The organism is Cupriavidus sp. AU9028, from assembly GCF_019795295.1.
Classification (GTDB): domain Bacteria; phylum Pseudomonadota; class Gammaproteobacteria; order Burkholderiales; family Burkholderiaceae; genus Cupriavidus.
The window spans coordinates 212,934-226,105 of record NZ_JAIMCG010000006.1 but is presented as its reverse complement, the minus strand read 5'-3'; the positions used below and the strand labels follow the sequence as shown (position 1 = coordinate 226,105).

Annotated in this window: 8 protein-coding genes; 5 read left to right on the top strand and 3 right to left on the bottom strand. The window is 68.6% G+C overall.

The genetic code is table 11. The features are described 5' to 3' along the window. Positions 1-2 precede the first annotated feature (2 nt). Positions 3-1,742, bottom strand: coding sequence for a sigma 54-interacting transcriptional regulator (locus K6V06_RS09280; protein WP_222242445.1), 1,740 nt, complete (start codon positions 1,740-1,742; stop codon positions 3-5). Positions 1,743-1,917: 175 nt separating this feature from the next. Here K6V06_RS09280 and K6V06_RS09275 point away from each other — a divergent pair, with 175 nt between their 5' ends. From K6V06_RS09275 to K6V06_RS09260, 4 genes are all read left to right on the top strand, one after another. Continuing rightward, the gene (locus tag K6V06_RS09275) at positions 1,918-3,465 is read left to right on the top strand and encodes a carboxyl transferase domain-containing protein (RefSeq protein ID WP_222242436.1); all 1,548 of its coding nucleotides are present in this window, start codon (positions 1,918-1,920) and stop codon (positions 3,463-3,465) included. 88 nt (positions 3,466-3,553) lie between these two features. Continuing rightward, complete coding sequence (locus tag K6V06_RS09270) at positions 3,554-6,868, top strand: carboxyl transferase domain-containing protein (protein ID WP_222242434.1); 3,315 nt, start codon at positions 3,554-3,556, stop codon at positions 6,866-6,868. A gap of 5 nt (positions 6,869-6,873) precedes the next feature. After that, positions 6,874-9,390 carry a CaiB/BaiF CoA transferase family protein gene (locus K6V06_RS09265; RefSeq protein WP_370637426.1) on the top strand — a complete coding sequence of 839 codons (2,517 nt, stop codon included), beginning with the start codon at positions 6,874-6,876 and terminating at the stop codon, positions 9,388-9,390. A gap of 32 nt (positions 9,391-9,422) precedes the next feature. Further along, positions 9,423-10,445 carry a tripartite tricarboxylate transporter substrate binding protein gene (locus K6V06_RS09260; RefSeq protein ID WP_222242432.1) on the top strand — a complete coding sequence of 341 codons (1,023 nt, stop codon included), beginning with the start codon at positions 9,423-9,425 and terminating at the stop codon, positions 10,443-10,445. Positions 10,446-10,496: 51 nt separating this feature from the next. Here the strand turns inward: K6V06_RS09260 and phbB are convergent, their stop codons facing one another. Together phbB and K6V06_RS09250 are read right to left on the bottom strand one after the other, a co-directional pair. Next, positions 10,497-11,243: an acetoacetyl-CoA reductase gene (phbB, locus tag K6V06_RS09255; RefSeq protein ID WP_222242430.1), complete on the bottom strand. Its 747-nt coding sequence runs from the start codon at positions 11,241-11,243 to the stop codon at positions 10,497-10,499. Continuing rightward, entirely contained in the window at positions 11,233-11,703 is a 471-nt protein-coding gene (locus K6V06_RS09250; RefSeq protein WP_222242428.1) for a hypothetical protein, read from the bottom strand. The genes phbB and K6V06_RS09250 overlap by 11 nt, the downstream gene beginning before the upstream one ends. Before the next feature lie 307 nt (positions 11,704-12,010). On the opposite strand from K6V06_RS09250, the gene K6V06_RS09245 reads away from it, so the two are divergent. After that, a complete protein-coding gene (locus K6V06_RS09245) occupies positions 12,011-13,123 on the top strand; it encodes an ATP-binding protein (RefSeq protein ID WP_222242426.1) in 1,113 nt (370 codons plus the stop codon). Positions 13,124-13,172: the final 49 nt, after the last annotated feature.

Below are 13,172 nucleotides of genomic sequence, written 5' to 3'. Positions count from 1 at the left end.
CGTCACCGGCCAGCGCCCCGCTCCAATATCTTGTACAGGTGCGAGCGCGAGATCCGCAGTTGCTCGGCGGCGCGCTTCTTGTTGCCGCCATGACGCGCGATGGCATCGACCACGGCGGCATAAGCCAGTTCGCTCATGCCGGCGCCTGCCTCGCTGCCCGGTAGCCCCGACAGCGAAGGGGTGGCCGCGGCAGGCGCCAGTGCCCGAACCAGCGAAAGCGGGGGATCGCCATCGCCTTCCAGCGGCGGCGCGCAGACCGGTTCGCGCGCCGCCTCGCCGCGCGCGAAGTCTTCCACCCGCAGCGTCCTTCCATCGCAGAACACCAGCGCTTCCTCGATACGCTGGCGCAGCTGACGCACGTTGCCGGGCCACGGCTGGCCCGCCAGATGCCGCGCCACGTCCTGGTCGATGGCGGGCAGCGGCACGGCATTGCGCGCGCAGAATGCGGCGACGAAATGCTGCAGCAGCGCGGGAATGTCCTCGCGCCGCTGCCGCAGCGCCGGGATGCGCAGCACCACGCCGCTGAGCCGGTAATAGAGGTCCAGGCGGAAGCGGCCGGCATCGATCAGCGCGGGGATGTCTCGATTGGTGGCGGAGATCAGCCGGAATTCGACGCGCTGTGCATTGCGGCTGCCGAGCCGCTCGACCATATGGTCTTCCAGCACGCGCAGCAGCTTGACCTGCATCTCCATCGGGATGTCGGCCACTTCGTCGAGAAAGACGGTGCCGCCGGAGGCCTGCTCCAGTTTGCCGGCCTGGCCCTGCCGCCGGCTGCCGGTGAAGGCGCCACCGGCATGGCCGAACAGCTCCGCCTCGATCAGCGAGGCGGGCAGGGCCGCCAGGTTCATGCTGACCAGCGGTCGTTCGCCGGCGCCTTCGCGGCCCGCGGCATGAATGGCCCGTGCGACCAGCTCCTTGCCGGTGCCGCTTTCGCCGAGGATCAGCACCGGCACGTCGAGCCGGGCCACGGTTTCGATTTCGCGGCGCAGCCGCTGCATCGGCGCGCTGTCGCCGATCAGGCCATGCGGCGCCTGCGCTTCGCGCAGGCCGTCCAGCTCGCGCTGATACCGCGCGACCTGCGAGCGCAGCTCGGACAGTTCCTGATGCATGCGCGTGATCGAGTCCGGTCCCTTGAACATGACCTGGCCGATGGCGCCCACCACTTCGCCGTTCTGCCGGATCGGAATCCGGTTGACCACGCGGGTGACGCCGTTCATCTGCTGCAGCTGGCCGATCTCGGCCTTGCCGCTGGTCGCCACCTGCGACAGGCGGGAATTGGGGATGACGCTGGACGCGGGGCGCCCGATGCCTTCGCCGGCGGCCAGCCCGAGAAACCTCTCGTGAACCGGGCTGATGAAGCGCACGCTGCCGTCCACGTCCGCCACCGTGATGGCCTGGTACGGATCGGTCAGGAAATGGTCGAGGATCGCGCCGGCGAAGGGCACCGTGCCGAGGAAGTCGAACAGCACGGTATGGGCCTGCGCGGGATGCACGAGGATCAGCCGATGCTGTGCATCGTCCAGGCTCAGGCCGATGTAGCGCTGGCTCCCGGCCTCCACCGGAAACAGCCGTCTGCCGTCGTGCTGCCCGCGTGCGCGCTCGCACGCCAGCTCCGCCGCCTGCGCCAGCACGGCGTCGGCGCACAGGCCCACGGCGGCCAGGCGGCTGCCGTCCCTGGCGCGCAGCAAGGCGCCGAGCTGGACCTGCTCATGCGGCTGCCGCGGTGTTGTCGTCGAGGACACCCGCTGTCTCCTTCGGTGTCCTTGTCGTGGACACACTGTGTTGTCATCGCGGACATGATAGAGCGTCGCCGAAAAATGCTCAATGAAATCAAGGCCGCCCGCGCCCCCGGCAGCACCGGCACGGTTCGTGCGCTCTGTCCGCCGATACTGTCCAAGCGGCGAGGAAGACAGACCCGTGTCCTGGCAACCCGAGATCGACGAACTGGCCCTGCGCTGGCGGCTGGCGGCCCGCATGGGCGGCGAGGAAAAGGTGGCGCGCCATCAGGCGGCCGGCAAGCTCACCGTGCGCGAGCGAATCGCGCGGATGGCCGACCGTGGCTCGTTCCGCGAGGTGGGCGGCCTCAGCGGCAGCGGCCGTTATGACGGCGACGGCCGTCTGGTCGACCTGCTGCCATCCAATCTGGTGATGGGCCGCGCGCGCGTTGGCGGCCGCGCGGTGGTGCTGGTCGGCGACGACTTCACCGTGCGCGGCGGCGCCAACGATGGCGCGGTGGGCGACAAGCTGGTGCACGCCGAGAAGATGGCGCACGCGATGCGGCTGCCGATGATCCGGCTCGTGGACGGCACCGGCGGGGGCGGTTCGGTCCGCAATATCGAAATCAAGGGGCACACGCTGATCCCCACCATGAAGGTGTGGCAGCACGTGGTGGAGAACCTGTCGGTCGTGCCGGTGGTGTCGATGGCGCTGGGCTCGGTGGCCGGCATGGGCGCCGCGCGGGTGGCGGCGAGCCACTACTCGCTGATGGTCAAGGAGACCTCGCAGCTGTTCAACGAAGGGCCGCCGGTGGTCGCCAGGAACGGGCAGCCGTTGTCGAAGAACGAGCTGGGCGGCAGCCACATTCATACCCGCAACGGCGTGGTGGACGATGAGGTCGGCAGTGAAGACGAAGCCTTTGCCCGCGCCTGCCGCTTCCTGTCCTATCTTCCGTCCTCGGTGCACGAGCTGCCGCCCCGTGCGGACGTCGCCGACGACCCGGCGCGTCGCGAGGAGTGGCTGCTGTCGGCGATTCCGCGCGATGCCCGCGCCGGCTATGCCATCCGCCCGATCGTGCAGGCACTGATGGACAAGGACTCCTTCTTCGAGATCGGCTGTCACTGGGGCGGGGCGACCGTTACCGGGCTGGCCCGCCTGCATGGCTGGCCGGTCGCGGTGATCGCCAGCGATCCCTGCGTGCACGGCGGCAGCTGGGATCGCGCCGCCGCGGAGAAATTCACGCGCTTCGTCGATCTCGCGCAGACCTTCCATCTGCCGGTGGTGAACCTGGTCGATATCGCCGGTTTCCAGAGCGGCAGGGAGGCGGAAGCGGCGGGAACCATGCGCTATGGCGTGCGAGCGCTGGCCGCGGTCTACCAGGCCTCCGTGCCGTGGTGTTCGGTGATCCTGCGCCGCGCCTATGGCGTCGCGGCGGCCGGTCACCAGCACATGGGCCGTTTCAATTTCCGCTATGCGTGGCCCTCGGCGCAATGGGGCTCGCTGCCGATCGAGGGCGGACTGGAGGTTGCCTACAAGGCGGAGATCGAAGGGGCCGACGATCCGGTGCAGAAGCGCGCGGAGATCGAGCAGCGCGTGCGCAGCCTGACCTCGCCGTTTCGCAGCGCCGAGGCCTTCGTCATCGAGGACATCATCGACCCACGTGACACGCGCGCGCGCCTGTGCGAGTTCGCCGATCTGGCGGCGCCCCTGCGCGAGCCCGGCGTGAGCCGCTTCGGCATCCGCCCCTGAAGCGCCCGGGCTACGGACGGCTAGACAGACATCGCAACGACACAAGAACGGCCACACCGGCCAACCACGACAACATCAGGAGACCGACTTGAAGAAGCTGTTGATTGCCAATCGGGGGGAGATTGCGTTGCGCGTGCTGCGCGCCGCGCAAGACCTCGGTATCGCCACCGTGGCGGTCTATTCCGAGGACGATGCCAGCTGCCGCCACCGGATGCTGGCCGATGAGGCGGTGCCGCTGCAGGCGATCGGCCCCACCGCGTATATCGATATCGACAGCATCATCGGGGCCGCGCGGGCGACGGGTTGCGACGCCATCCATCCGGGCTACGGCTTCCTGAGCGAACGCGCCGATTTCGCCCAGGCCTGCGCCGCGGCCGGCATCGCCTTCATCGGCCCGAGCGTCGAGCACCTCGGCCTGTTCGGCGACAAGGGCCGCGCCTTGCGCCTGGCCATGGAATGCGATGTGCCCGTGATGCCCGCCACGCCGGGCGGCGCGTCCATCGAGCAGATCGAGCGCTTCTTCGACGAGCAGGGGGACGCGGGCGTGGTGATCAAGGCCGTGGGCGGCGGCGGCGGGCGCGGCATGCGAATCGTGCGGCGGCGCGAGGATCTGGCCGAGGCCTATGCGCGTTGCCGCTCCGAAGCGGGCGCGGCGTTCGGTATTGACGCGGTCTATGCCGAGCGGCTGGTCGCACGCGCCCGGCATATCGAGGTGCAGATCGCCGGCGACGGGCAGCAGGCGATCGCGCTGGGCGAGCGCGATTGCACCTTGCAGCGCCGCTTCCAGAAGCTGGTCGAGATCGCGCCGAGTCCGGTGCTGCGACCCGAGCTGCGCGAGCGGATCAGCGAGGCGGCGCTGCGCCTGGCGCGCCGTGTCGGCTACCTGAGCCTGGGCACGTTCGAATTCCTGGTGGAAGAGAACGAGCAGGGCACGCAGAAGGACTTCGTCTTCATCGAAGCCAATCCTCGCCTGCAGGTGGAGCACACCATCACCGAACAGGTGACCGGCGTCGATCTGGTCGCGCTGCAGATCGGCCTCGCAGCCGGCCAGACGCTGGCCGACCTGGGTCTGAACCCTGCCAATCCGCCGCGTCCGCGCGGCTACGCCATCCAGGTGCGGATCAACGCCGAAATGACCGATGCACAGGGACTCGCGCGCCCCGCGCATGGGCGGCTGGAGCGCTTCGATCCCCCCGCCGGTCCGGAGGTCCGCGTCGATACGCATGGCTATGCCGGCTATGCGCCGTCACCCAATTTCGACACGCTGCTGGCCAAGCTGATCGTCAGCAGCCATGCACCTGGCTTCGACCTCGCGGTGCGCCGCTTGCAGCGCAGCCTGGCGGAATTTCGCATCGAGGGAGTGCCGACCAATCTGGAGCTGCTGCGCGCACTGGTCCAGCGCGACGACTTCCTTGCGCAGGACGTGCACACGCGCCACTTCGAGACCATCCTGCCGGCGCTCACCGCCGCTGCGGAAGATATCGTGCGCGCGGAGCGGGCACGGCAGGGACAGGCCGGCGCGGACACGGGCGCCACGCTGCATGCCGCGCGCGCGCCGGAGCCGCAGGAGCAGGTCGACGAGGGCCTGGTCGCCATCCACGCGCCGCTGACCGGCCGCGTGGTGGAAATCGCCGCCCGGATCGATGAGGTGGTGCGGCCCGGCCAGACGGTCGCGGTGCTCGAAGCGATGAAGATGGAGCACACCATCGCCGCCGAATCCGGCGGCCGCGTGGTGGACCTGCGGCTGGAGCCGGGAAGCCTCGCCAACGAAGGCCAGATCCTGCTGGTGCTGGAGCCGGTCGAGGCCGGCGGCGAAAGCGTCGGCGCCACGCAAAAGACCGATCGCGACGCCATCCGCGCGGACCTGCAGCGCGTGCTGGACCGCCATGCCTTCCTGTATGACGAAGCGCGTCCGGAGGCGGTGGCAAGGCGCCGGGCACGAGGACAACGGACTGCGCGCGAGAACGTCGCGGACCTGTGCGATGCGGATACGTTCGTCGAGTACGGCGCGCTCGCACTGGCGGCACAGGCCTCCCGCCGCAGCCAGCAGGACCTGATCGCCAATACCCCGGCGGACGGCCTGATCACCGGCATCGGCGACATCAACGGCGCGCTGGTGGGCAAGGAGCGGGCCCGCAGCGCGGTGATGGCCTATGACGCCACCGTGCTGGCGGGCACGCAGGGCAAGCGCAACCATGTCAAGACGGACCGCATCGTCGAGGTCGCGCTGCGCGACGAACTGCCGCTGGTGCTGTTCGCCGAAGGCGGTGGCGGACGGCCTGGCGACGTCGATATCCCGTCGGTGTCGGGCCTCTATCAGCCCTCGTTCGCCGCCTTTGCCGAGCTGAGCGGCCAGGTGCCCGTGGTCGGCATCGTCTCGGGCCGCTGCTTCGCCGGCAACGCGGCCTTCCTCGGCTGCTGCGATGTCATCATCGCCGATCGGTCGGCCAATATCGGCATGGCGGGTCCGGCCATGATCGAGGGCGGCGGCCTGGGCGTCTTCCGTCCCGAGGACGTGGGTCCGGCCTCGGTGCAGTACGCCAACGGCGTGGTCGACGTATTGGTGGAGAACGAGGCCGAGGCGGTGCAGGTGGCGAGGCACTATCTGTCGATGTTCCAGGGGCCGCTCGAGCAATGGCAGGCGCCCGATCCGCTGGCATTGCGCCACGTCGTGCCCGAGAACCGGCTGCGCGTCTACGACAGCCGCAAGGCGATCGAAGGCATCGCCGATGCCGGCAGCGTGCTGATGCTGCGCAGCGGCTTCGGCGCCGGCATCCACACGGCGCTGGCCCGCGTGGAGGGCAGGCCGGTCGGCATCATGGCGAACAACCCCTATCACCTGGGCGGCGCCATCGACGCGGACGCGGCGGACAAGGCCACCCGCTTCATGCAGCTGTGCGACGCGCACGGGCTGCCGATCGTCTCGCTGATCGACACCCCGGGCTTCATGGTCGGTCCCGAGGTCGAGGCGCGCGCCCAGGTGCGGCATGTCTCGCGGATGTTCCTCGCGGGGGCGAAGCTGCGCGTGGCGCTGCTGGCCGTCACGCTGCGCAAGGGCTACGGCCTTGGCGCGATGGCGATGGCGGGCGGCGGTTTCCGTTCGGCCAGCTTCACCATCTCCTGGCCAACCGGCGAGTTCGGTCCGATGGGGCTGGAAGGCGCGGTCCGGCTCGGCTTCAAGAAGGAGCTGGAGGCGGTGCCCGACGAGGCGGGCCGCAAGGCCCTGTTCGACAAGCTGGTCGCGCAGTCCTACGAGCGCGGCCACGCGCTGAGCACGGCGGCGGCAGTGGAGATCGATGCCGTCATCGATCCGGCGCAGACGCGCAAGTGGATCGCCCAGGGAATCGCGTCGGCCGAGCTGCGCAGCCGCCGCGAGCGCCGTTCCTTCGTCGATGCGTGGTGATCGCCATGACCCAGCAAACGGACACGATGACGATGAAGGCCGCCGATCCAGCCCGGCTGGCGTTGCAGGGGCTGCGGGTGCTGGAAGCCGGCAGCGGACCCGCACTGGCCTATGCCGGCAAGCTGTTCGCCGATTTCGGCGCGGAAGTGATCAAGGTCGAGAGCCCGGAAGGGGACGCCTGGCGGCGAATGCCGCCGCTGGCCGCCGCCGGTGGCTTGGCCGAGGGCGAAAGCGCGCTGTTCGCCTGGCTCAACACCAACAAGCGCAGCGTGACGGCCGACCCTGAGGCTGCGGAAGACGGCCAATGGCTGGCCCGGCTGGCGCGTACCTGCGATGTCGTGCTCGATGCGCGTGCGCTGGAGGAAGGACCGTCGGCGCTGCGACGCCCGCTCTGGTCATCGTCCTCGGCGCCGCAGCCTGCTGCCTCGCACGAGCCCATCGAGGTCGCGCTGACATGGTTCGGGGAGAGCGGGCCCTACAGCGAGTACGCCGGCGCGGAATCGGTATGCCGCTCGCTGGCCGGCGCGGTGCATGGCAGCGGCCCGGTCGCCGGGCCACCCCACATGCCGCATGACTTGCAGACCGGCGTGGCGGTGGGACTTGCCACGTTTTCCGCCGCGATCGCTGCGCTGACGGGACGGGAGCAGGGCAGCCGCCGCTATGTGCTCAGCGTCCACGAGACGATCCTGACCATGGTGGAGATGGAAGCGGGGATGGTGCAGGATGGCCGGCATCCCTTGCGGCGTCTGGGCGTCAACCGCTTCTGCGGCACCCATCCCGCCGGCATCTACGAGACGGCGCACGGCTGGATCGGCATCTTCACCCATACGCTGCCGCAATGGACCGCGCTGTGCCAGGCGATCGGGCGCCCCGAACTCGCCGACGATCCGCGCTACGTCAATGGCCAGGAGCGGATGGCGCGCGCCGACGAGATCGACGCACTGCTGATCCCGGCCTTCCGCACCAGGACGGCGCAGCAGTGGTTCGAGCGTCTTGGCGAGGCCAGGCACCCTACCGTGCTGGTACCGGACATGGAGGAACTGCTCGCACAGGCGGTGCATCGGCAACGCGGCGCATTCGTGCCGGTGCGGATGGGCGAGGTGTCCTTCGAGGGGCCGGTCGTTCCCCTGCGGCTCGACGAGGCCGGACCCCTGGCGGGGGGGCGCGCGCCGGCCAAGGGCGAGCATGACGCCTTCTATCGCGCCGCCGGGCTCGACCATCGGCCCGCGGCACCGCTGCGACGCACGCCCGAGCCGCAACTGCCGCTTGCCGGCATCCGCGTCATCGACCTGTCGATGGGCTGGGCCGGCCCGCTCGCCTCGCGCACACTGGCAGACTTCGGCGCGGAAGTGATCAAGGTGGAAAGCACCAGCTATCCGGACTGGTGGCGCGGCGCGCATTTCACCGAGGCGTTCTATCGCGACCGGCTCTACGAGAAGAACGGCAACTTCAACCTGATGAATCGCAACAAGCGCGGCATCACGCTGGATTTGACGCGCGAAGAAGGCAGGCAGCTGCTGTTGCAACTGGTGGCGAAGGCCGATGCCGTGATCGAGAACTATTCGGCGGAGGTGCTGCCAAGGCTCGGCCTGGATTATGCCGCGCTACGCGAGGTCAACCCTCGGCTCGTGATGGTGTCGATGCCCGCTTTCGGCCTAGGCAACGCGTGGAGCAACACCCGCGCCTATGGCGGCACGCTGGAGCAGGCGAGCGGCCTGCCGCTCTACACCGGCCATCCCGACGGGCCGCCAGCCATGACCTCCTATGCCTACGGGGATCCCGTCGGCGGCATGAACGCCGGCGCGGCGATGCTGCTGGCCCTGTTCGACCAGAAGCGCACCGGCCAGGGGCGGCACGTCAATCTGTCGCAGGTCGAAGCGATGCTGACCATGGCCGCGCCCTTCATCGTCGAGCAGTCGCTGACCGGGCGCGTGTCGCCACGGCAGGGCAATGCGCATCCGATGAAGGCGCCGCACGGGTGCTATCGCTGCGCGGGGGACGACGCCTGGGTGACGATCTCCGCGGCAGAGGTGCAATGGCCGGCGTTGTGCCGGGCGATCGGCAGGGACGATCTCGCGGCGGACCGCCAGCTGCTGCAAGTCGGGCAGCGCCGCGCCGCAGCGCCGTCCATCGATGCCGCGATCTCGGCCTGGTGCGGCGGCCGCAGCGCCGACGACGCCATGCATGCACTGCAGCGCGCCGGTATCGCTGCCGGCGTGGTCCGGCCGATGTGGCAGGTCCTGCAGGACCCGCATCTGCTGGCGCGCGGCTATTGGCAACGGGTCGACCGTCCCTGGAGCGGCCCCTATCTGGCGAGCTCCGCGTGGTTTCGCATCGATGACCGGCCGATGCCGATCCAGTGCGTGGCGCCGACGCTCGGCCAGCATACCGACGAGGTTCTTGCCGGCGTGCTGGGACTCGGTCCGCAACGCATCGCCGAGCTGGAGCGCATCGGCATCACCGGCAAGGCGGCCCAGCCAAAGCGGCCGAACCCCAATGCTGCAGGCAGCGCCGCGGCTTGAAACACGACGATCTGACAGAAGAGGAGACAAGCATGAAGACAGTGAAGCCGGCATCGCGCCGACAGGTGCTTTCGTGCGGATGGAAGACGGCGATGGCGGCCGCGGCAGTGCTGCTCGGCATGAGCGCCACGACGGCATCCGCCGAGAGCGGCGCCTGGCCCAGCAAGCCGATCCGGATGATCGTGCCGTTCCCCGCGGGCTCGTTCACCGACACCGTGGCGCGGGTGGTGTCCGACCACCTCAGCAAATCGCTGGGACAGCCGGTCATCGTGGAAAACAAGGCCGGCGCGAACGGGCTGATCGGCAGCAGCGAGGCGGCAAGAGCGGCGCCGGACGGCTACACCCTGGTGCTGACCAACTCCAGCAGCATCACGATCAACCCGCAGATCTACAAGAAGAGCAACTACAAGGCTCAGGACTTCGCCCCGGTCACGCTGATTCTCGAAGCACCGTTCATTCTCGCTACCAACCCTGAATGGTCGCAAAAGAACTCGGTGCGCTCGGTCAAGGATCTGGTGCGCTACGCGTCCGAGAATCCTGGCAAGGTCAGCTACGGGTCGGCCGGTCCCGGCAATATCGCCCACCTGAGCTTCGCCATGCTGAACAACCGCACGAAGATCGACACGGTCCACGTACCGTACAAATCCGCGGCCGCGGCGCAGATGGCCGTGATCAGCGGCGAGCTGCAGACGGCCTTCGATACCTGGAGCGCCCTGCCGCAGATCAGAGCAGGCAAGCTCAAGCCGATCGCCGTCAGCTCGTCGAAGCGGATGACACAGCTGCCGGACGTCCCCACGGTGGAAGAGGCGGGCATCTCGCCGTTCGACGTCACTTTCTGGATCGGCATGCTGGCGCCGGCCGGCACGCCGCCGCAGGCCGTGCAGAAGCTGCATGCCGTGATGAAGGGCCTGCTGGAAGACGAGAAGGCGAGGACGGCCCTCAGTCAACAGGGCGAACTCGTGATGGCCGACCCTCGCAGCTTCGCCAGCCGGATCGAGAAGGAGCAGGCGAGCTGGAAGTCGGTGATCCAGCGGGAGGGGATTACGCTGGATTGAGCCGGGCACCCGGGCCGGTTGCGGCGGCCCGGGAGACGCCCCGGGGATGGCTCATTGCATGTGCTGCCCGCCGTTGATGGCGATGTTGGCGCCGGTAATGAAGGCCGCGTCGTCGGAGCACAGGAAGGCGATCAGCGCCGCCACCTCCTCGGGCCGTCCGAGCCGCCCCACGGGGATCTGCGGCAGCACCTTCTCGCGCAGGATCTCGGGGGAAACCGCCCGCACCATGGCCGTGTCCAGGTAGCCGGGCGACACGGTATTGACCGTGACGCCCTTGCTTGCGCATTCCAGCGCGAGCGCCTTGGTGAAGCCGTGAATGCCGGCCTTGGCCGCGGCGTAGTTGGTCTGGCCGAAGGCGCCCTTGGAGCCATTGACGGACGAGATGTTGACGATGCGGCCCCAACCGCGCTCGACCATGCCGTCATAGAACGGTCGGGTCATATGGAAGAGCGAATCCAGATTGGTGCGCAGCACGGCGTTCCACGAATCGGCCGTCATCCGCGAGAAGCGGCCGTCGCGTGTAATGCCGGCGTTGTTGACAAGGATGTCGAGGTGTCCCATGTCCTCGATCAGGCGCGTGGCGCACGCCTGGCAGGCTTCGTAGTCGGCAACGTCCGCTTCATAGGCGGCGAATCGCCGGCCCGCTTCGGACTGCGATGCCATCCACGCTTCGACATGCGGGTTGGCGGGGGAATGGGTCACGGCCACGCGGTAGCCCTCGTCATGCAAGCGGACGGCGATGGCCTGGCCGAGGCCGCCCATCCCGCCGGTCACAAGCGCATTGCGTTCAGCTGGCATGATCGGTCCTCCGTCCGCCGCGAGAGGCACCCTGCATGGCCGCCTGTGCGTGCATCGATGCGCTGCGCGCGCCAGCCGCCATGGCCTGGCCGGCGTCGCTTGCCTGCGCAAACATCGCCTGCGCGGGGAATTGCGCGCCAGCCGCCGCGCTGCTGGCGAGCGCATCCGCCTGGCAACGTTGCAGCGACTCGGACGCATCCCTGGCTTGCGAGAGACAGGCCGCCTGCGCATCTGCGATAAGCTTCAGGCAGCCCTGGATCAGGTCGGTGTTCTGCTCCATCGTTTGCCGCAACACCATGCTGGGTAGCAGGCCCAGTTCGGTCCAGCCGCTGGCCTTGCCGACCTCGTTCATGGCGTCCTGTGAATTGCCGAGCGCTCGGCTGATGGCATTGAGCTGCAACTGCAGGGCGTTCTGCTGGATTTCCTCCATGAGTGAAACGCCGCGCAGGGCGTTCTGCAAGGCGGTTCGCGCCACTTCGAAGGGGATGTCTGCTGGGTTCGGCATGGCCAGTCTCCGTGTGCAGGCGCAACGGAGGAACGGCTACGGCTTCCGCTGCGCAGGAAATGGACCGCGGTCCACGCATCGACGCGTTGCCGCGGCGCTCATCTGCACTCTAGACGCTGATGCGGGTCGGCACTAAGCCCGCCGTGGCCGCGCGGATTGCGGTACGGAGGGGGCGGGGCCGCGCTGCCGCGACCAAACCCCCACACTCCACGGCGGTCGGAGTATCATAGAGTTTCACGGAAATTGAAACGTATCACCCACAATGAAACGGAGTGAAACCCCGGTGGATCCCTGGCACTTCGCCCGCCCGGAACTGGCCGCTGCCTATCTGACCGCCCTCGACCTGAAGCTGTCCTCCGCGCGCGGCCTGTTCGCCCGGCGGCGGATGGGCAAGACGGAATTCCTTCGCCGCGACCTGACCCCGGCGGCCAGGGAGCGGGGCTACCTGGTGGCCTATACCAACCTGTGGGACGACCAGGACGCGCCCGACGCGGCGCTGATCGCCGCGCTGAACGACGCGCTTGCGCCTGCCGGGCTGGCCGGCGTCATCTCGAAGATGCGCAAGCCCGTCAGCAAGGTCAAGGCGTCCGCCAAGCTGGGTGGTGTGGCGGAGGGCTCGGTCGAGGCCGACCTTGCCACCAGCACCGACAAGGCGCTCGCCTTGCGCGAAACCCTGAAGATACTCGACAGCCAGAAGAAGACGCTGCTGCTGATCGTCGACGAGGCGCAGGTGCTGGCCCGCGACAGTCACACCAACTTCGCCCACGCGCTGCGGGCAGCGCTGGACATCCGCAAGGAATCGATCAAGGTGATCTTCGCCGGCAGCTCGGAACACACGCTGCGCGAGATGTTCGCCAAATCGTCGGAGCCCTTCTACAACTGGGCGCCGCTGGAGCCGTTCCCGCTGCTGCAGCAGGACTTCGTCGCCTTTACGGTCGACAAGCTCAACTCGATGGCGCGATACCCTCTGACGCTGGAGGCGGGCATGCATGCCTTCGACGAACTGCACCGCACGCCGGAGTTTTTCAAGCGCTTCATCGAGCGCTACATGCTGTACCAGACGCTGGGCGCCGAAGCGGCGCTGGAGCACACCCGCGCCAGCGTGTTCTCGGACGAGCATTTCGCCCGGCAGTGGGAAGCGATGCTGCCGGCTGACCGCGCCATCCTGACCCTGCTGGCCAGGGGCGAGGGCGACATGCACAGCGCGGCCGGGTTGAAGCGTCTATCGGAGATGATCGGCAAGCCGGCGACGAAGAACACCAGCAGCCAGGCGCTGCGCCGGCTGCAGGCCTCCAATGCGGTGGCACGGCTGTCGTTCGGCGAATATCGAATCGAAGACGAGGCCTTCGCCGAGTGGATACGGCGCAAGGCTTGAAGGGTCAGTGCGCGAAGACGCAAGCGCGGGTCGGCAGGGGAGGTCGATC

Coding starts and splice junctions, on each gene's coding strand:
- phbB (WP_222242430.1), bottom strand. CDS start 11,243: ATGCCAGCTGAACGCAATGCGCTTGTGACCGGCGGGATGGGCGGCCTC.
- K6V06_RS09260 (WP_222242432.1), top strand. CDS start 9,423: ATGAAGACAGTGAAGCCGGCATCGCGCCGACAGGTGCTTTCGTGCGGA.
- K6V06_RS09245 (WP_222242426.1), top strand. CDS start 12,011: ATGAAACGGAGTGAAACCCCGGTGGATCCCTGGCACTTCGCCCGCCCG.
- K6V06_RS09265 (WP_370637426.1), top strand. CDS start 6,874: ATGACCCAGCAAACGGACACGATGACGATGAAGGCCGCCGATCCAGCC.